Source organism: Kitasatospora sp. NPDC058478 (genome assembly GCF_042720345.1).
Taxonomy (GTDB): Bacteria; Actinomycetota; Actinomycetes; order Streptomycetales; family Streptomycetaceae; genus Kitasatospora.
The window spans coordinates 150046-168454 of record NZ_JBHXML010000003.1; the positions used below are offsets into that span (position 1 = coordinate 150046).

At 71.2% G+C, this 18409-nt stretch carries 16 protein-coding genes; 5 read left to right on the forward strand and 11 right to left on the reverse strand.

What is annotated here, in order from left to right; all coding sequences use genetic code 11:
• Window positions 1-21 precede the first annotated feature (21 nt).
• Window positions 22-675 carry a TetR/AcrR family transcriptional regulator gene (locus ACFWPT_RS02850; protein WP_380479002.1) on the reverse strand — a complete coding sequence of 218 codons (654 nt, stop codon included), beginning with the start codon at window positions 673-675 and terminating at the stop codon, window positions 22-24.
• An 82-nt stretch (window positions 676-757) separates the two neighbouring features.
• Between ACFWPT_RS02850 and ACFWPT_RS02855 the strand changes: the two genes are divergently transcribed.
• Window positions 758-1675: an alpha/beta fold hydrolase gene (locus ACFWPT_RS02855; RefSeq protein ID WP_063352449.1), complete on the forward strand. Its 918-nt coding sequence runs from the start codon at window positions 758-760 to the stop codon at window positions 1673-1675.
• Between the two features lie 129 nt (window positions 1676-1804).
• Here ACFWPT_RS02855 and ACFWPT_RS02860 read toward each other — a convergent pair whose 3' ends face one another.
• A complete protein-coding gene (locus ACFWPT_RS02860; RefSeq protein ID WP_380479005.1) occupies window positions 1805-3130 on the reverse strand; it encodes a helix-turn-helix transcriptional regulator in 1326 nt (441 codons plus the stop codon).
• Window positions 3131-3285: 155 nt separating this feature from the next.
• On the opposite strand from ACFWPT_RS02860, the gene ACFWPT_RS02865 reads away from it, so the two are divergent.
• The 4 genes from ACFWPT_RS02865 (at window position 3286) to ACFWPT_RS02880 (ending at window position 6836) form a co-directional block, all read left to right on the forward strand.
• Window positions 3286-4278: a Gfo/Idh/MocA family protein gene (locus ACFWPT_RS02865; RefSeq protein ID WP_380374061.1), complete on the forward strand. Its 993-nt coding sequence runs from the start codon at window positions 3286-3288 to the stop codon at window positions 4276-4278.
• The gene (locus tag ACFWPT_RS02870) at window positions 4275-5528 is read left to right on the forward strand and encodes a DegT/DnrJ/EryC1/StrS family aminotransferase (protein WP_380374063.1); all 1254 of its coding nucleotides are present in this window, start codon (window positions 4275-4277) and stop codon (window positions 5526-5528) included. Before ACFWPT_RS02865 ends, ACFWPT_RS02870 begins: the two co-directional genes overlap by 4 nt.
• The gene (locus tag ACFWPT_RS02875) at window positions 5525-5983 is read left to right on the forward strand and encodes an NUDIX hydrolase (RefSeq protein ID WP_380479007.1); all 459 of its coding nucleotides are present in this window, start codon (window positions 5525-5527) and stop codon (window positions 5981-5983) included. The genes ACFWPT_RS02870 and ACFWPT_RS02875 overlap by 4 nt, the downstream gene beginning before the upstream one ends.
• A gap of 214 nt (window positions 5984-6197) precedes the next feature.
• A complete protein-coding gene (locus ACFWPT_RS02880; protein WP_380479009.1) occupies window positions 6198-6836 on the forward strand; it encodes a flavin reductase family protein in 639 nt (212 codons plus the stop codon).
• A gap of 21 nt (window positions 6837-6857) precedes the next feature.
• Here ACFWPT_RS02880 and ACFWPT_RS02885 read toward each other — a convergent pair whose 3' ends face one another.
• From ACFWPT_RS02885 to ACFWPT_RS02925, 9 genes are all read right to left on the reverse strand, one after another.
• Window positions 6858-7268 (reverse strand): hypothetical protein, encoded by a 411-nt coding sequence (locus tag ACFWPT_RS02885; RefSeq protein WP_380479011.1) that lies wholly within the window; start codon window positions 7266-7268, stop codon window positions 6858-6860.
• Between the two features lie 114 nt (window positions 7269-7382).
• On the reverse strand, window positions 7383-8099 hold the full coding sequence (locus tag ACFWPT_RS02890; protein ID WP_380479013.1) for a DUF6193 family natural product biosynthesis protein: 717 nt from the start codon (window positions 8097-8099) through the stop codon (window positions 7383-7385).
• Between the two features lie 99 nt (window positions 8100-8198).
• Complete coding sequence (locus ACFWPT_RS02895) at window positions 8199-8885, reverse strand: SMI1/KNR4 family protein (RefSeq protein ID WP_380479015.1); 687 nt, start codon at window positions 8883-8885, stop codon at window positions 8199-8201.
• Window positions 8886-9128: 243 nt separating this feature from the next.
• Window positions 9129-10871: an alanine--tRNA ligase-related protein gene (locus ACFWPT_RS02900; RefSeq protein WP_380479017.1), complete on the reverse strand. Its 1743-nt coding sequence runs from the start codon at window positions 10869-10871 to the stop codon at window positions 9129-9131.
• 115 nt (window positions 10872-10986) lie between these two features.
• On the reverse strand, window positions 10987-11397 hold the full coding sequence (locus ACFWPT_RS02905; protein WP_380479019.1) for a hypothetical protein: 411 nt from the start codon (window positions 11395-11397) through the stop codon (window positions 10987-10989).
• A gap of 5 nt (window positions 11398-11402) precedes the next feature.
• Window positions 11403-13940, reverse strand: coding sequence for a penicillin acylase family protein (locus ACFWPT_RS02910; protein ID WP_380479021.1), 2538 nt, complete (start codon window positions 13938-13940; stop codon window positions 11403-11405).
• Window positions 13941-14058: 118 nt separating this feature from the next.
• The gene (locus ACFWPT_RS02915) at window positions 14059-15354 is read right to left on the reverse strand and encodes an acetyl-CoA carboxylase biotin carboxylase subunit family protein (protein ID WP_380479023.1); all 1296 of its coding nucleotides are present in this window, start codon (window positions 15352-15354) and stop codon (window positions 14059-14061) included.
• 1 nt (window position 15355) lies between these two features.
• Window positions 15356-16558 (reverse strand): argininosuccinate synthase-related protein, encoded by a 1203-nt coding sequence (locus ACFWPT_RS02920; protein WP_363375589.1) that lies wholly within the window; start codon window positions 16556-16558, stop codon window positions 15356-15358.
• Window positions 16555-18375 carry a non-ribosomal peptide synthetase gene (locus ACFWPT_RS02925; protein WP_380479026.1) on the reverse strand — a complete coding sequence of 607 codons (1821 nt, stop codon included), beginning with the start codon at window positions 18373-18375 and terminating at the stop codon, window positions 16555-16557. Before ACFWPT_RS02925 ends, ACFWPT_RS02920 begins: the two co-directional genes overlap by 4 nt.
• Between the last annotated feature and the right edge of the window lie 34 nt (window positions 18376-18409).

The window sequence follows — 18409 nt, forward strand, 5'->3', positions numbered from 1 at the left end:
GCTTTTGCCGCCGTCGGGGGTTTACGAGCCGGGGAAGAGTCGGCCGAGGTGGTAGTGCAGGACCGCCACCGCGTCGTCCGCCGTCCGCTGGCCGAGGAGGACGCTCAGGCCCAGGCCGGCGGAGACCGCCAGGAGGACGACGGCCTCCTGGCGGGCGTCCATGCGCGGATCGGTGTCCCCGGCCTGCCGGGCGGCGGTCAACTGGCCGACCAGGAAGTCCTCCATCTCGTTGGGCGCCGTGAGGAACGACTGGCCGGTGAGCGCGGGGTCGGTGATGGAGAGCACCGCGTACTCGGTGTAGACGAGGTGGAAGGTCCGGCTCTCCTCGTCCGTCGGCACGGACTCCAGCAGGACCGCCTCGACGATGTCGCGCGGTGACGCCGCGGGCCCGGCCGCCCTGGCGCGGTCGCGGATCCGTTCCTGGACTCGCTCCTGGACCCGTGCCTGGACCCGCCCTTGGATCCGTTCGCCCATTCGTGCGGCCAGGCGGGTGAGCGCCGCGAGCAGCAGCTGCTCCTTGGTGTCGAAGTAGTACTGCACGAGCCGCACCGAGACACCCGCCTCGATCGCGACGGACCGCATGGTGACGGCGTGCAGCCCGGTGTCCGCCGCCGTGCGCAGCAGGGCGTCGATGATGTGGGCCCGCCGCTCCTCGTGATCCACCAGCTTCGGCATCGGGTTCCCTCCAAACGTTTTTATGGTACAAACATACCATCAAGTGCTGCTGTTTCATGCATTCCGAGCACCGGGAGGGAACATGACCAGGACCAGCGTCGGACACTTCGTCAGCGAGAAAGCCCGAACGAAGTTCCTTGAGGCCTACGACCGTGCGATGGAGCTGTGGCCCGGCCCCCGTCGGGAACTCGATGTCGAAACCAGCTACGGCACCGTCCACGTCCACCACTACGGACCCGACGGACCCGACGGATCCGAAACCGGCGAACCGATCGTGCTGCTGCACGGCCATGCCGGACACCCGTCCAACTGGTACCCGCAGATCGCCGCCCTGGGCGAACACCACCCCGTCTACGCGATCGACACGCTCGACGACCCCGGCCGCAGCGTCCAACGCGCCGTCGCGGCCGGCTCCGAGGAGAACGCGGCCTGGCTCGGCGAGGTCTTCGCCGGCCTCGGACTCGACCGCATCCACCTGGTCGGCCTCTCCTACGGCGGCTGGCTGACCCTCAACCAGGCCATCCACGCACCCGAACGCCTCGCGTCGATCGCACCGATGGACCCCGGCGGCATCGAGAAGGTCCCCGCCCGGTTCTACGCCCACATGATCGGCGGCCTGTTCGGCATGCTCGCCCCGCGGCCGCTGCGCCCCGCGCTGGGACGCCTGCTCGCCAACCCCGCACTCAGCTCGCCGCCCGAGATGATCGCCCCCCTGATGCTCGGCATGCGCAGCTACAAGCCGAACACCCGCCCCGCCGCCAGGCCGTTCACCGACGAGGAACTGAGCTCCATCCGCCTGCCCACCCTCGTCCTGCTGGGCAAGCGCAGCGCCCTGCTCCGCCCGCGCCACGTCCTCCAGCGGGTCACCGCGCTGATCCCGGGAGTCCGGGCCGAGATCGTGCAACGAGCCGGCCACGGCCTCAACCTGGAACGCCCCGACCTGGTCAACGAACACCTGCTGCAGTTCATCACCTCAACCCGGCAGGAGACCCGGAGCTGACGGTCGGCCCCCGCCGCCGGGTGCGCGCACCCAGGGCTCGGCCGAGGCCCGAGAAGGGCCCGGCCGGCGACCCCGACCACCACAGCGTCGGACGCTCATGCCGGTGATGCCGGAGATGCCGTTGAGACGTCAGGCAGTCCTCAAACGATCCAGGAACTCAGGTACACCCGGCACCCGCCGGTAGGGCTTGAACGCGGGCGCGAGTTCACGTACCAGAGTGACGCACCGTTCGGCTCCGATCCGGGTGGCGAGGTCGAGGGACTGGTGGGTGACGGCGAGGGCCTGCTCGACCTCCCGGGCCCGTAGGAGACTGCGGGCCTCGTAGGTGAGGAAGATCCCGCGGGTCTTGTCGCGGGATCGTGGCAGCAGGCTCATGCCCTCGTCGATGCGGGCGTGGGCTTCGCCGGTGCGGCCGAGGTCGAGCATGCACTGGCCGGAGTCGACGGCCAGGTCCGCGGTGCTCATCCACCCGCACCATGCGGGAGCCCGGTCAGGGCTGTCGGTCAGCAGGGCGGTCTCGGCGGCGGCCAGGTCGCGGTGGCAGTCGGCGGCGGAGCCGAGGGCGGCGTGCGCGCGGGCCCGGCGAAGGTGGAGCAGGGACTGCGCGGTGGGGTGCCGAGTGTGGATGAGGGCCTGGCTGAGCGGTTCGATGGCGGCGCCGGGCTGGCTGAGCCAGATCGACTGGTAGGCGAAGTCGGAGAGGATTCCGGCGCCGAGGTCGCGGTCGCGGGAAGCGTGCGCGTTGGCGAGGGCCGCGTTCCAGAGCTTGCCCGCCGCGAAGTGCTGGCCCTGGTCGAACCGGTGCCAGCCGCAGGTGCTCGCCAGGGAGGCGGCCAGTAGGTGCAGTCGCCGGCCGATGGGTTCGGTGTACCGGCCCTGCTCCAGCAGGTCGGTGACCGTCTCCAGCTGGGCATCCATCAGTTTCGCGGTGTGCTGCCGCTGTTCGGTGGGCTGGGCGGTCAGCTTGGCGCTGGTGTCCTCCAGCCAGTCGACCAGTTCGGCGTCGAGCTGCTTGCCGTCCAGTGCGGTGGCGAGCCGGTCGGGTTCGAGCGTGGCCCACTGGGCTGAGAGCCCGGCCAGCGCGAGCGCGCTGAAGGTCATGAAGGTGCGGCGGCGATGGTCCATTGCGGCTCTCAGTGCATCTCGAAGTGCGTGGACGGTGAACGCCGATCCGAGCGGCACCGGCTGCTCCTGGCCGGGCAGCCAGTGCGGCCACTCGAAGGCGTCCAGGTCGCCGATCGAGACGTCGAAGGCTTCGGCGATCAGGAGCTGGGACTCGATGCTCGGCGTCTTGCGCCAGTTCTCCCACTTGCTGACGGCGGCCTTGTCGGTGCCGGAGCGGAGACCCTCGGGCCTGTTCCTGGCGGCGTGGTGGATGCGGGCCGCGAGGTCGGTCTGGGACCAGCCGCGAAGCGCGCGGGCGTACGCGAGGGGGTGCCGGATCTGGTCGTCCACGGGGCCAATCCCATCATCGACGGTGACCGTGAGCCTACTGCCGGCGACAGCGGGACCACCCCGGGACTACGGACAACGTCTGGTTGGTGACTGCGAGTTGAGCTCTACTCGTCATGCATCGACAAGTTCCTTCGCGAAGCGGAAGGAGTCCGCATATGAAACGACGTGCCGCGGTCATCGGCCTCGGACACCAGGCGCTCGAAGACCACCTGCCCGGCCTGCTCGGCTCCAGCAGGGCCGAACTCGTCGCCATCTGCGACAGCAACCCCACCACCCTGCGACAGCGGCAGGAAGCCCTCCAGGTCCCCGGATTCACCCGCACCGGTGAGCTTTTGGACGCCGCGTCCCCGGACTTCGTGGTCGTCGCCGTCCCGCACCACGTCGGCCGGGAGGTTGTCCAGGAGTGTGCCGCCCGCGGCGTCCACGTTCTCAAGGAGAAGCCGTTCGCCACCTCGGTGCGGGAGGCCCGAGAGCTCGCCCAGGTCTGCCGGGCCGGCCAGGTCGAGTTGATGGTCGCCCTCCAGCGGCGCTTCAACCCGATCTACACCAGCGTCGCCGGACTGCTGGACCAGATCGGCACCCCCTTCCTGATCGACGGCCAGTACACCTTCCACACCGACGACCCCGGTGCCGGATGGCGCGGGGACATCCGCCAGGCCGGCGGCGGCTGCATCATCGACATGGGCTACCACCTCATCGACCTGTTGCTGTGGTACTTCGGCCTGCCCAGCCGGATCATCGCCGATTTCTCCACCGCCGCCGTTCCCGGTGGCGGGTACGACGCGGAGGACACCGCCGTCATCCAGCTCGGTTACGACGCCGACCTGTACGGCTCCGTGCTGCTGTCCAGGTGGATGGCCCCGAAGACCGAGCGCCTGTACGTGGTCGGCACCCGCGGCTCGGTGCTGTTGACCAAGGGCCAGGTCCAGCGGTTCGACCTGCACGGCGCGATCGTCGAGGAGCTGACCCGCCCGCACGCGCCCGCTTCGGCCGCGACCGCGCAGATCGACTACTTCTGCCGGGTCCTGGACGGTGAGAGGCCCAACACTTCCGGCGCCGACCAGCACCTGGCGCACGCGGCGTTCATCGCCTCCTGCTACCAGTCCAAGGCAGCGGGGCGCTACATCGACCCGAAGGAGATGCTGTGACCAGCCCTCTCGCCCTGCTCGGCGGCAAGGCCGCCGTCACCGTCGACGGCCCGCACTTCTCCTGGCCGCCGATCGACGACACCACCCGTGCCAAGGTCGGCGCCCAGCTCGACGAGTCGATCTCCATCCCCGGCCGGTCCGGCATCGTCGCCGAGTTGGAGGACGGGCTGCAGGACTACTTCGGCGTCCGGCATGCGGTCACCACCAGCTCCGGCACCGCTGCCCTGCACGCCACCTACTGGGCCGCGAGGATCAAGCCCGGCGACGAGGTCATCGTCCCGGCGTGGACCTTCCACGCCACCGCCTCCCCGCTGTTCCACCTTCGTGCCGTGCCGGTGCTGTGCGAGACCGGTCCGGACGGCAACATCGACCCGAACCGCGTCGAGGAGCTGATCACTCCTCGCACCCGCGCGGTCATGGCCACCCACCTGTGGGGCAAGCCGGCCGACATGACCGAGCTCGTGGCCGTCGCGAACGTCCATGACCTGGCGGTGCTGGAGGACGGGTCCCACGCCCACGGCGCCGGCACCGCCGGGCAGAAGGTCGGCACGTTCGGTCTCGCCTCGGCCTTCTCCCTCAACGGACCCAAGCCGCTGTCCGGCGGTGAGGGCGGGTTCGTTCTCACGGACGACGACGACACCTACCACCGGGTCATCACGTTCGCGCACTACAACAAGCGGGCCAAGACCGAGATCCCGGACGGCCGTCCGCTCGCGCGGTACGCGGTCACCGGGACCGGCCTCAAGCTCCGCATCCACCCCCTCGCCGCCGCCATCGCCCACGACCAGCTCGCCCGCCTCGACGACTACCTCGCCGGCCGGGCGGAGATCGCCCGCCACCTCACCGACCAGCTCGGCCGGATACCCGGCCTGGAGGTCACCGCAATGCCCGACGGAGTGATTCCGTCCTGGTACGGGTTGACGCTCACCTACCGGCCCGAACAGCTCGGCGGCCTGCCGATCGAGCGGTTCCACCAAGCGCTGCTCGCCGAGGGCGCCACCGAGTTCGACCGGCCCGGCTCCACCTGCCCCCTCAACCAGTTGCCGCTGTACCAGCAGCCCAGCACGCTGTTCCCCGGCCACCCGCAGTCCCAGCGCCGGTACAAGGCCGGGGACTTTCCCGTCGCCGAGCGTGCCCACGCGCACATGATCAAGCTTCCGGTCTGGCATCGTGAGCAGGATCTCGAACTGGTCGAGCAGTACGTTCGCGCGGCCATCAAGATCGGCGACCATCACGAGGAGCTGTTGTGACCACCGCCTTCCCCTCTCCCTCTCCCTCCCCGTCTCCTGAGTTCGCGGCCCGGCTCGCGGCCGACGCTGAATCCGCAGGCATCACCGGCTTCGTCGCCGCCGCCGTGATCAACCACGGAGGTCGGGTCCTGCTCGTGCGTCGCAACCCCGGCGACTACCTGGGCGGCCTGTGGGAGGTTCCCTCCGGGACGGTCGAAGAGGGGGAGGGGATTCTGGGCGCCCTGCACCGCGAGACCAGCGAGGAGACTGGTCTGACGATCCATCAGATTATCGGCTACGTCGGCCACTTCGACTACCGGAACAGTCGAGGCGGCACCACTCGCCAGTTCAACTTCGCCGTCACCGTGGAGAAGGCCGAGCCCGTCGTCCTCACCGAGCACGACGCCTACCAGTGGGCCCTACCCGGCGAGTTGCCCGAGGTGAGTGACGCCGTGCGCGAGTTGCTCGCTCGCTGACACGCGCCGCGGAGGTCGCGGAAGGGCTGCCCTCGACTGGGTGGCCCTTCTGCTCGTTTCACGCGGTTGAACAGCGTGTTCGCCGACTCGCCACCCCCGAAATGCGGTGTCGCGTTTCCGCCAGCGCCGGTGTCCCGCTCGCGAGAGAGTCGGCGACGGTTCGTGTTCCTGATCGCGGACCTGCTCGTCTGGCACTTCGCGAAAGGCACAGCGCATGCACGTCGTCCCCGGGCTCAAGATCCTGTACTTCGGAACTCCGGTGGTGCTGATCAGCTCACTCAACGAGGACGGTACGGCGAACCTCGCGCCGATGTCCTCGGTGTGGTGGCTGGGCCAGTCCTGCATGCTCGGTCTCGGCAACAACGGCCAGACCACCGCGAACCTGCTGCGAGAAGGCGAGTGCGTGCTCAACCTGCCCTCGTCGGCGATGGTCGATGCCGTCGACCGGATCGCGCTCACCACCGGGAAGCCGACCGTGGCGGACTACAAGGTGAAGCAGGGCTACCGGTACGAGCCGGACAAGTTCTCGGTCGCACAGCTGACCGAACAGGCGTCGGACCTGGTCCGAGCCCCCAGGGTCGCGGAATGCCCGGTCCAGCTGGAGTGCAAGGTCGTCTCGGCCCACCCCTTCGGCGGTCCCGAGCCGCACGCCACCGCCTTCGAGGTCGAGGTCCTTCGCGCCCATGTCGAGGAGGACCTCGTCATCCCCGGGACGCACTACGTGGACCCGCTCGGCTGGGACCCGCTGATCATGAAGTTCTGCGAGTTCTTCGGCGGGGGAGACAACGTTCACCCGTCGAGGCTCGCCGAGGGCTGGAACATGCCGCACCAGCTCCAGTCGGCGACCGTCTGAACTGCTCTTTTGTTCGTCCTCCTACCAGAGGGTGGCCGGCCCCGAGAGGACCCAGCCGGCGTCGGTGGGCTTGACCCAGAAGCTCAATGACACCTCGATGATCCGTGCGCGGTAGGTGATCTCGACGTAGAAACCGGTGCCTTCGTGGCCCCAGTGGAAGTCCGCGAGATCGAGTTCGCGGAGCCAGGACAAGTCCTGGTCCCACCCGTCGGCAGCAGGGCTGCCGTTTGTCTCGTCCTTGTCCTCGTCCTTGTCCTCGTCGGCGTTCGCCTCGACCGAGCCGGCCCATAGTGACTTGAGCACATGCCGGACCGAGGTGTGATCGACGAGTTCCACGGCCTCGGGGATCCGCTCGGTTCGGAGCAGACTGAAGTAGCGACAGACGACTGCTTCGACGTCGGCTTTGGCAGGGCGCTCCGTCCAGATCTTCACCGTGGGATCTTAAGGGAGCGTCGGACGGATCTCGCCCTCAGCACGGGAAGTCGGCCGGTCCGACTTCCCGTGCTGCGAAAGCCCCATGTGCTGCCTGCGCTCCTCCGCGTCGCTTCAGCGCGCCGGCCCGATCCCCTCCGGGAGGGCGGCCACCACGAGGGCGACGGCTTCCTCCGGCGTCTCGGTGCGCGCGAGCAGCTCGCCGTCGTTCCATACCCCGTACAGCCCCTCGTCGTACGGGCAGATGACGTACCCGATCCCGGCCTTCCTCCTCCAGAACTCCTCGACACTGGTGGAGAACCAGAGGTTGAAGTGGCTGTTGACCGGCATCAGCTGCCGGAGCACCGGCTGGGCGTACGCCGCCGCCAGCAGCGCGTGGGCACGCGGGTGCCGCTTGTACGGCGGGTTGTGGACGCGGTCGAGCTTGACGAGCCACGTCAACTCGACGGCACCGAACGGCTCCCGCTCGTGGGCGAGGGCCCAGGGCCTGAACCGGACGAACGAGGCGCGCGCCCGGGTCTCCTCAAGCCCCGCGCCGCCCGTCCACGCCGCCGTCGCCCTGACCACCTTCGCCAGGTCCGAGGTCCACCCACAGGCCAGGGGCGTGCCGTTGAGGTGGAGGATCACCTGGCAGGTCCGCCGCCGCCCGCCAGGCGGATACACCATCACGCGCCGGCCGCTCCCCGCGTCGACGTACTCCGCGAGGCGACGCCACTGCCCGTCCAACTCGGGCAGGGCGAGCCCGAGTTCCTCGGCCGTACGCCCCAGCGCAGCCTGGAGGGCCCCGTCATCGTCCCAGCCACCCTCGCCAAGCCCCGCCTCGAAGTTCATCACCCCAGTCTGCCCACATCACTGCCGCCTGGTGGCCGTTTCTTGCCGATAACCACTGCCATGGCCTCGGCGATGACGGGCGCCTTCGTGGTAGGTGGGCTACCGACCGCGGCGGTTGTCCTCCCAGTCGTCGAACCAGCGGAGCCAGATGGGCGTGCCGACACCGCGGTGCCACTGGTTGCGAGCGGCTTCCTCCAGCTCCGGGGTCGTCAGACCCTCCTCGTGTTCCAGCCAGTCGATGTACCACTCACCGAAGCCGGCCGGTCGTCCCGCATCCGTCAGCAGCGGGCTGAGGCGATCGCAGGTCGGCCGCCCGTCGAACCACATGCTGCCGCGGTCCGAACCGCTGACGACGAGCAGGGTGCTGAAGTTGTGGCCATGGCCCGCCAGAAACACGCCGCCCGTGACCCGGTCCCGCTCCGCCGCCTCCACGGCCTCGTTCCGAGCGTCCCGGGCGGCCGCGAAGTCGGCAGGGTCGGCATAATCCTCTTCCCGCACGCACTTCTCCCACACCTCGTCACTCGCCGCCAGTGCGGTGTCGTGATCGGGGAACGGCACGTGCAGCCGCTCCAGTTGGGTGTCCGCGTCCCCTGCCCAGTGCCACCCGTGGGGTCCCTGCCGCAACTCCCTGGGCCACCGCCCACCCGCACTCACCCGCAGCAGGAACTCCCGGTAGTCCGCCGGAAACGTGATCCCGAACTGCCGCTCCGCCTCCACCACCTGGATTTCGGCCAGCGGCGCGGCCAGCTCATCCCCCGCCCCGCTCCACGCCCGCTCCTCGCGCACCGCGCGTACCCGCCCCCGGACGTCGTCCCAGTCAATGCTCCGCATGATCGGCCAGGATATGACCTTGGTGATTTATGGCCATGGCAGCAGGGGTGTATGTGTGAGTCGGGACGTGGAGGTGGGGTGTGACCAAGGACGAGGGTGTGGTCCTGCTGAAGGACCTGGCGAACTGAATCGGAGGCGGTGTGGGCTGCCGACCCCCCTGGTGAAGGGGGCCGACAGCCCGTGTCGGGTGGCCTGGCCCTACTGGCCGAGGGCTCGGGTCGCGTCCTGGGCGGCGAGGGCGAGGGCCTTGTCGAGGGCTTCGGTGTTACGTCCGCCGGCGTTGGCGATGGGGCCCTTGCCGCCGGCTCCGCCGCCGACGGCGCGGGCGGCCGCGGTGAGGAGTCGGCCGGCCTGAGTGCCGGTGGCGTGGAGGCTGCGGGTGATGGCGGCGGCGAGGAGGGCCTTGCTGTTGTGTTCGGTGCCGAGGATGACGATGGCGTGCTCGCTACCGAGAAGGTCGGCGGTGTTGGTGGCGAGGGTGCGGAGTTCGTCGGGGCCGAGGTCGGTGACCTTCTCGGTGACGATCCGGCCGCCGGGGACGGTGCGGGCGGTGGCGGCGAGTTGCTGCGCGCGGGTGCGGAGCTCGGTTTCGCGGAGGCCGCCGAGTTCCTGTTGGGCGGTGGTGAGGGCGTCGAGGCGCTTGCGGAGGGCGTCGGGGGCGTCGTGTGGGCGGGTGCCGAGGAGGGTGGAGAGTTCTTCGAGGAGGCGGCGTTCGGTGTCGTGGTAGGTGAGGGCGTCGCGGCCGGTGAGGGCTTCGATGCGGCGCAGGTTGGAGCCGACGGAGGCTTCGCCGAGGATACGGACGGGGCCGGCGTTCGAGCCGTGGGGGACGTGGGTGCCGCCGCAGAGTTCGCGGGAGAAGTCGCCGATGTCGACGATGCGGACGTGGTCGCCGTACTTCTCGCCGAACAGGGCGGTGGCGCCGGCGGCCTCGGCTTCGGAGCGGGTGGCGTGCCAGATGCGGACTTCGGGGTCGTCGAGGAGGTGGTCGTTGACGAGGGCCTGGATGGTGGCGAGCTGGGTGGGGTCGACGGCGGAGAAGTGGGCGAAGTCGAAGCGCAGGCGGCCGGCGTCGACGAGGGAGCCGTGCTGGCGGGCGTGGTCGCCGAGGGTGCGGCGGAGCATGGCGTGCAGGACGTGGGTGGCGGAGTGGGAGCGGGCGACGGCGCCGCGGCGCGGGCCGTCGACGAGGGCTTCGGCCTGCTCGCCGGTGCGGATCTCGCCTTCGCGGATGCGGACGGTGTGGATGTGGAAGCCCTCCAGGCCGAGCCTGGTGTCCAGGACGTCGAGGAGCGCACCGTCGGTGGTGCGGATGGTGCCGGTGTCGCCGACCTGGCCGCCGGACTCGGCGTATAACGGGCTGCGGTCCAGGACGAGTTCGACGGTGCTGCCCTGGTCGGCGCCGGGCACGATGGTGCCGTCGGCGATGAGGCCGAGGATGGTGGCTTCGGTGCCGAGGCGGTCGTAGCCGGTGAAGTCGGTGCGGCCGTGGCGGGAGGACAGTTCGCGGTAGGCGTCCTGGCGGCGCAGGGCCTCGGCGGTCTTGGCCTTGCCGCCGGTCTTGGCGCGCTTTTGCTGCTCGGCGAGCAGGGTGGTGAAGCGGTCCTCGTCGACGGTCAGTCCGGCGTCGCGGGCGGCCTCGATGGTGAGCTCGACGGGGAAGCCGTAGGTGTCGTGCAGTTCGAAGGCGGTTTCGCCGGTGAGGGTGGTGGACCGGCTGTCGCGGCTGTGGGTGACGGCGGCGTTGAGCAGCCGGGTGCCCTGGGTGAGGGTGCGGGTGAAGGACTCCTCCTCGGCGGTGACGACCTGCTCGATGAGGCTTGCCTGGTAGGTGAGTTCGGGCCAGACGTCGCCGAGGTTGGCGATGACGCTGGTGGTGGCGGGGGCGAGGACGGGGTGGTCGATGCCGAGCAGGCGGGCGTGGCGGATCGCGCGGCGCATGAGGCGGCGCGTTCGCTCGGAGTTGTCCTTCAGAGCAAAACCGAGAGCACGGAACGGCGATGGCCCGGGCCGCTGTGCGGGCCGGGCCGTCGTTTGCCTTGGTGGGGGGGTGGGGTCAGGGGGTGGGGCGGAGGGTGGCGGTGGTGGTGCGGGCTAGCCAGACGCCTAGGAGGGCTTGGAGGAGGCTGATCAGGAGGGTGGCGGTGATCATCAGGGAGGCCAGGGCCGGGAGGCCGGCGAGGGCGGCGAGGGTGCGGGCGGTGCCGGCTACGGCTTCGCCGGTGGCGGTGCGCCAGAGGAGGGGGGCGGCCCAGCCGGCGAGGGCGGCTGTGGTGGCGGTGAGGACGGCGGTGCGGGCTCGTTGGCCGCGCAGGGCGGTGGTGGTGCCGAGGGCGAGGCCGCAGAGGAAGGGGAGGTACCAGAGGGACCAGAGGGAGCCGAGGGCTATGACGGTGGTGGCAGTGAGGGTGAGGAGGAGGGGGAGGAGGGGGCGGAAGGTGGGGGAGTGGTGTTGGGGGGTCGTCATGGTGGTCAGGCTCCCGGTCGCAGGGTCCACACCTTGGTGGAGGCGGGTTGGTCGGCGGCCATCAGGAGCGGCGGGTTTCGGCCCTCCCACCAGTAGGGGATGAAGTTCCGGTACCAGGGTGAGGCCGGGTTCTCGCTCTGGCCGCCGGGGTAGACGGCCTGCGCGGTGGCGGTGTCCGGGCCCTTCCAGTCGACGACCATGCGCCAGCTCGGGCCGAAGGTGGAGTTCATGCCGCCGTCGGCCGCGTTGACCGTCCAGCGGTCGCCCTCGGCGGGTTTGGGGCCGTAGCCGAGGGCTTCGGCGCCGGTGAGGGAGGGGATCTGCCGGGTGTGGACGCGGTCCCAGGTCCAGGTGTCGGGGTCGTTGCCGAGGTCCTGGGACAGTTCGGAGACGGCCTGGGTGAACGCGGTCCGCATGGCGTCCGTCGCGGTGCGGGTCGGGCCGCCGGGGGAGGTGAAGGCCGGGTTGGTCGGGTCGTGCAGGGTCCAGGCTTCGAGGTTCTCGTCGAGGCTGGGCAGTGCGCTGGAGACCTTGAGGTACAGGCGGTCGCGTTCGACCGGCACCTTGGCGTGGTCCCACCAGGGCTGGAAGGTGGTCTCCAGGTAGTCGTTCCAGAAGGTCCACCAGATCGGCCCGCCGGCGACGCCGGGTTTCATGGTGTGGTCCCAGCGGTTGAGGACGTCGAGGGCGGCCTGTTGGCGGGGGTCGAGCTTCTGGTCGGCCAGGGCGGTCTTCAGGTGCGGCAGGATGACGGTGGCGAGGTAGTCCGTGACGTCGTTCTGCAGGGTGGCGAAGTCCGCGCTGGTCATCGCCTGGTGGCTCTCCAGGTACTGGTAGATCCGGTTGGCCCGGTAGCCGTTGTCGAAGGCGTTGAGCGTGGTGCCGATGTAGTACGGGTAGTCGGCGGTGACGGGGCGCTGGTTGGCCGTCGCGACCACGTGGTTCGGCGGGTTGTGGACCTGCGGGGTGGCGTCGAAGGGGATGGCGCCGACCACGTCGTACTCGCCGGTGCCGGGCATCGGGAACCAGGGGTTGCCGCCCTTGGTGAGGGGGAAGTACCCGGCGGCGACCACGCCGATGTTGCCGCCGCCGTCGGCGTAGGCGAAGTTGAGCGTGGGGGCGTGCCAGTCGGCGAGCGCGGTGCGGAACTCCTGGTAGTCGCGGGCCTTGTTGACGGAGAGCAGGACGGCCAGGTCGGGGGAGGGGATGTTGCCCATCCAGCTGACCGAGGTGGTCTGCCCGGCCCGGGTCAGGACCGGCCCGTGCACGGTGAGGTCCACGGCGAGGTGTTCGGTGTCGCCGCCCCGGACCGGGATGGTGTACTCCACCCGCTGCATCGGGTGCCACGCGTTGTTCCAGAAGTACTGGCCGGGGTGGTCGGGGCTGGTCTGCTCGCTGTAGAAGACCGTCGACTGGTTCTGCCCGTCCGTCAGGGACCAGGAGATGTTGGCGTTGCGGCCGATCAGCACGCCGGGCATGCCGGCCATGCTGGCGCCGGTGACGTCGGTCTCCGGCGAGGACAGCGCGATCTGGTACCAGTACGAGGGCAGGGTCATCGGCAGGTGCGGGTCGCCGGCGAGCATCGCGTTGCCGCCGGCGACGGCCGGGCCGTTCGCCGCCCAGGCGTTGCTGTCCGGGAAGGTGTGGACCTGGGTGGCCGGGAGCGCGCGGATGGTGTCCAGCAGGGCGTGGGCCGCGGTCGCCTCCCCGGCGGGGTCGGGCTTCCCGGTGGGGGCGACGGGCGCGGGGCGGGGCTCCGACCGGTTGGCGGCGGCTTGGCCGTCGGGCCCGGCGGTGTTGACGTTCGCGGGCAGCGGCGCGATGCCGAGGTCGCGGTACGGCCCGACGTCGTACGGCCGCTGGTCGTTGGGCGCGTGGACCGGGAACCAGTCCATGGTGCGCTCCTCGCCGAGGGACTCCCGGAAGATCGCGTAGTCCAGCGGGGTGCTGGTGAAGTCCATGCTCTGGGTGAGGAGTTCCTGGATGACCAGGCTGTCGACCGGGGTCCAGTCGGCCGGGTAGACCCCGGTGAGGGAGAAGATCGCCGGCCACTGCCCGTTGTGGCGCAGCTCGGAGATCCAGGCGTTGATTCCCCGGGTGTAGCTGGTGAGGGCGCGGCCGGCCGGGCTGTCGGGTGGGGTGGCGGCCCAGGTGGCCTCGGCGGTGCGCAGGAGTCCCATCTGGAGTTCGAAGCGGTCGGACTCGACGCTCCCGGGCCCGTTGAGTTCCGCCAGGCGTCCGCGCCCGGCGCGCCGCTCCAGGTCGAGCTGGGCGAGCCGGAAGCGGGCGTGCAGGTAGCCCTGGGCCTGGAACAGGTCGGTGTCGGAGGCGGCCTTGACGGCGGGGACGCCGTTGTCGTCGAAGGCGACCGTGACCGGCGCGTTCAGGCCCGCCAGGGTGAGGGTCTCGGTGTGCGGGAGTTCGGCGCCGGCGGCGGAGTCCCACGCCCCGGCCCCGGGGACGAGGGCGGTTCCGAGGGCCGGGATGGGCCCGATGCCCAGCGCGAGCAGCGCGAGGACCAGGGCGGAGACTACGGCTGCCACCGCCGCGTGGGTGGCTGTGCGTATGCGCCGCGGCAAGTTGACTCCAGGGGTGCGAGGTTGGGCGGGTGCGGTGGGGTGGGACGAGGAGGGTAGATACCGGGGCCGGGGCTCAGGACCGTCAGGACCAGAAGTCGGCCATCGTGCGGTGGATGCCCTCGACGGTGGCCCGGAGCTCGGGGTGTCCGGGGGCGGAGCCGTAGACCGTGCCGATCAGCCACTCGGTGCCGGCCCGCCAGTCGGCCCGCCAGGACGGGTCGATCCGGGCGTCCACCAGGTCCACCCCGGGGAGGTGCTGGAGGCCGTCGAGCACCTCGGCGGGGCCGGGGACGAGGCCGTCGGCGGGCGGGGAGATGAAGTACTGGAACGCCACCTTCGGGCAGCCTGCGCCCAGGGCGAGCACCGGCTCGGGCGGGTCGAACGCGCCGAGTGCCAGCCGGAGGGCGAGGACGAGCAGGTCCGTCCCGGCGGAGCGCTTGAGGACGTCCGAGACGTGCCCGCCCAGGCGGCCGTTGACCTCGATCAGCCGCGGCCCGTCGGGGGTGAACTTGATCTCGGTGTGGGTGACGCCCTCGCGGATGCCGAGCGCCCGCAGCGCGCGCTGCTCCAGGGCCACGACCTCGTCGGCCAGGCCGGCGGGGAGCAGGGCCGGGGTGAAGTAGCCGGTCTCCCGGAACGGGGGAGCCAGTGGCAGCTTGCCGGTGACCGCGACGGTGCGGATCTCGCCGTCGCGGATCGCGGACTCGACCGAGACGTAGTCGCCCCAGAACTCCCCCACCACGGTGGGGTCGCTGACCAGGTACTCCTCCAGCACGAACACCGCCGGGCTCGCCGCGCCCTCGGTGAACTCGGCGTACCGGTCGGCCAGTTCGGCGGCGCTGCGGACCAGGCAGGTGTCCACGCTGCCGGCCCCCGAGCGGGGCTTGAGGACGGCGGGCAGCCCGGTCGCGGCGAGGGCCGGGCCGAGGTCGGCGGCGGAGTGGACCGTCCGGCAGGCGGTGGCCTGTACGCCCGCCGCCGCCAGGGCCTCGCGCTGGCGGAACTTGTCGACCAGGACCTCGACGGTGGCCCGGTCGTGGAACGGCAGGCCGCACCGCGCGGCCACGGCGGCCGCCGTCCGGAGCAGGTGGTCACTGAAGGTGATCACTCCGGCGGCGCCGAACTCGGCGGCCCGGTCGCACAGTTGCTCCTCGGTCAGGCCGGCCGTGTCCACCACGGTGGCCGACTTCGGCAGCTGGGCCAGGTCGGCGGCCACCTTCGGGTCGCCGAGGTCGCCGAGGAAGACCGCCGTGCACAGCCGCCGCCCGGCGGTCAGGACCCCGCGCGCGGTGGCCGAGCCCCGGCCGTAGACGACCAGCAGTACCGGGGGAGAAAGGGACGCCGGGGACGAAGGGGGCGCCGGGTTCGAGCCGCCCATGTCAGCGCTCCTGCGGCTGGTTCGGGCTGAACGCCGCGCGCTCGGCGGCGACGGAGCGGTGCTCCCAGGCCTCCCGGTCGCGCAGGTAGAGCGGCCGGTCGGCGACGATGGCCCGGGTCTCGGCCGAGCCCGCCGAGAGCCGCCACCGCACCGAGCCGGTGACGGGCGCCGAGCAGACCTCGATGAACGCCTGGCTGGCCCGGCGCAGTTCGCCGAACCAGCGGCCCTCCAGCGCCTCGCGGACCCACAGCTGCTCCTGGTTCAGCTTCTCCCGCAGCAGTTCGGCGGAGAGGGTGGCCGTCTCCAGGTGGCGGCGCGAGCGCAGCAGCAGCCAGGCGGCGGGCATCTCGCGGATCTCCAGCACCTTCGGGCCGTGGCCCAGGTGTTCGAGCCCGCTGTACCGGCCGAGGCCGTGCGCGCCGACCAGGTGGTTGAGGGTGTCGATCAGCTCGGTCAGTGGCAGCCGCCGGCCGTCCACCGCGACCGGACGGCCGGCCTCGAACGCGACCTCGACGGCCTCCGGGGCCTCGGCGGGGCGCAGCGCGCTCCACTGGTAGAGCCGCTCGGGCACGGCGTGGTCCTCGGGGTCGTCGAGGATCCCGGACTCGAACTCCCGGCACCACAGGTTGGAGTCGCCGCTGACCAGCCGCTCGCTCAGCTGCTCCAGGCCGGCTTCCTTGAGCTCGCGCATCTTCTGGTCCCGGTCCACCGGGTCCAGGTCGTACGGGCTGCCGTAGCGCCCGGCGAAGCCGAGCAGTTCGAGGGCGCCGTTGAGCCGGCGCAGGGTGTTCTGGGAGCGGTTGGCGGTGTGCAGCACGGTGGTGGCGCCGAGTTCGCGGGCGGTGTCGACGGCGACCTTGGCGATCAGCGGGCGGCTGAGCGAGGAGCTGACCGGGTGGGTGTCGAGGTAGACGGCGTGTGCGGCGATGGCCGGGCGGACGTAGTCCTCGGCGAACTCCTGTCGGCCGTCGACCAGGTGCAGCCGGATGCCGAGCCGGTCGGCGATCCGCTGCTTGTGCTCGCTGCTCTCGTCCTCGCCGAGGTCGACGCTGACGGCGTGGACGTTGCGGGCGCCGGCCCGGGCCAGGCGGTGCAGCAGGTAGCTGCTGTCCAGCCCGCCGCTGAACAGGGTGACGACGGGGGCCGACGGATCGCGGGCGATCGCGTCGAGCTCGCCGAAGGAACGGACGACCTGGGGAGTCACCGCGATCCCTCCGTTCCCTGCTCGGCCAGGGCGGCGGTGAAGGCCGTCACCGTGGGCTCGTCGTACATCAGGTGCATCGGGACCTCGACGCCGAGCAGCGTCTCCAGCCTGCGGGTGGCGCGGACCACCTTGAAGGAGTCCCCGCCGATCTCGAAGAAGTCGTCGTCCGGGCCGATGGCGGGCAGCCCGAGGACCTCGCACCAGACCGTGGAGACGGTGGCGGCCACGCTGTCGCCGGGCGGTGCTTGCGGTTCGTCGGTGACGGTGGGCAGGACGGCCCCGGCCCGTTCGGTCAGCAGGGCGCGGTCCAGCTTGCCGTTGGCGGTCAGCGGCATCGAGTCGACGGCGGCCAGCGACGCCGGGACCATGTACGAGGGCAGGGCGCCGCGCAGCGTCTCGCGCACGGCGGCGGTGACGCTCGCGGGCTCGGCGCCGGGTGCGAGCACCAGGAAGCCGACCAGCCGGGCGTCGCTGCCGCGGCCGTGGGCCACCACGGCCGCCTGCCGGACCTCGGGCACCCGCAGGGCCGCGGACTCGATCTCGCCCAGTTCGATCCGGTAGCCGCGGATCTTCACCTGGAGGTCGACCCGGCCCAGGAACTCCAGGCCGCCCACCGGGTGGGTACGGACCAGGTCGCCCGAGCGGTAGAGCGAGCCGGGGCCGTCGCCGAGGTGGTCCGGGACGAAGCGCTCCGCGGTGAGCTCGGGCCGGTTGAGGTAGCCGAGGGCGAGGCCCTCGCCGCCGATGTAGAGCTCGCCGGGCTCGCCGTCCGGCACGGGCTTGCCGTCCTCGTCGAGGATCCACAGGGTGGTGTCCTCGATGGCCGGGCCGATGTAGACGGTGTCCAGGCCGGGGTCGCGCGGGGGCACCCAGGCGGTGCAGTAGATGGTGCACTCGCTCGGCCCGTAGAGGTTGGTGAGCGGCGCGGTGGACTGGGCGTGGAAGCGGCGGACCAGCTCGGGCGCGAGCGGCTCGCCGCCGGTGAGGACGCGCCGCAGGCCGTCGAAGCGCTCCTCGGGCCCGCGGGCCAGCAGGAACAGCTCCAGCAGCGAGACCACGCAGTAGAAGATGGTGATGTCGGCTGCGCGGATGGTCTCGGCGAGGTAGTCGGCGTCGCGCTGGCGGCCGGGGGCGGCGATGACGATGGTGGTGCCGGTGATCAGCGGCCAGTACACCTCGATCAGGAACATGTCGAAGCTGCACGCGGTGTGGTGCAGCATCCGGTCGTCCGGGCCGAGTCCGTGGCTGCGCTGGAGCGCCCGCAGGCGGGTGGTCACCGCGCGGTGCGGGATCAGCGAGGCCTTGGGCCGGCCGGTGGAGCCGGAGGTGTAGATGACGACCGCGGGCTGCTCGGCGAGGTCGGCCGCCGGCTCGAACGGGACGGCCGGGCGGGCCGCCGCGCACTCGTCGACGGTGACGATCTCGGTGCCCGGCAACCCGGGGAAGCGGGAGCGCAGTTCGGGGGTGGTGATCAGCAGCCGGGGCGTGCAGTCGGCCAGCATGTCGAGGGTGCGGGCGACCGGGTCGTTGACGTCGAAGGCGACCTGGGCGGCGCCGGCCAGGATCACCCCGGCCACGGCGACCACGAAGTCGGCCGAGCGCTCCAGGTAGACCGCGACCCGCTCGCCCGGGCGCACCCCCCGCTCGCGCAGCAGCGAGGCGACCCGCACGGTGCGGTCCCTGAGCTCGCCCGCGAGCAGGACCCGGTCGCCGTCGACCACGGCGGGCTGCGCCGGATCGGCCTCCCAGCGGGAGAGCAGCAGGGTGTCGAGCCGTCGTTCGCCGTCGTCGAGAATCGTGGCCGTAGAGCTAGCCATGGAGGTTGTGTCCAATCGGTGTGGTCGGTGCAGG

What these genes read in the sequence shown, in the direction of transcription:
- ACFWPT_RS02905 (WP_380479019.1), bottom strand. Translation starts at nt 11,397, where the DNA reads ATGACGACCCCCCAACACCACTCCCCCACCTTCCGCCCCCTCCTCCCC.
- ACFWPT_RS02855 (WP_063352449.1), top strand. Translation starts at nt 758, where the DNA reads ATGACCAGGACCAGCGTCGGACACTTCGTCAGCGAGAAAGCCCGAACG.
- ACFWPT_RS02880 (WP_380479009.1), top strand. Translation starts at nt 6,198, where the DNA reads ATGCACGTCGTCCCCGGGCTCAAGATCCTGTACTTCGGAACTCCGGTG.
- ACFWPT_RS02890 (WP_380479013.1), bottom strand. Translation starts at nt 8,099, where the DNA reads ATGAACTTCGAGGCGGGGCTTGGCGAGGGTGGCTGGGACGATGACGGG.
- ACFWPT_RS02925 (WP_380479026.1), bottom strand. Translation starts at nt 18,375, where the DNA reads ATGGCTAGCTCTACGGCCACGATTCTCGACGACGGCGAACGACGGCTC.
- ACFWPT_RS02915 (WP_380479023.1), bottom strand. Translation starts at nt 15,354, where the DNA reads ATGGGCGGCTCGAACCCGGCGCCCCCTTCGTCCCCGGCGTCCCTTTCT.
- ACFWPT_RS02850 (WP_380479002.1), bottom strand. Translation starts at nt 675, where the DNA reads ATGCCGAAGCTGGTGGATCACGAGGAGCGGCGGGCCCACATCATCGAC.
- ACFWPT_RS02900 (WP_380479017.1), bottom strand. Translation starts at nt 10,871, where the DNA reads ATGCGCCGCGCGATCCGCCACGCCCGCCTGCTCGGCATCGACCACCCC.
- ACFWPT_RS02865 (WP_380374061.1), top strand. Translation starts at nt 3,286, where the DNA reads ATGAAACGACGTGCCGCGGTCATCGGCCTCGGACACCAGGCGCTCGAA.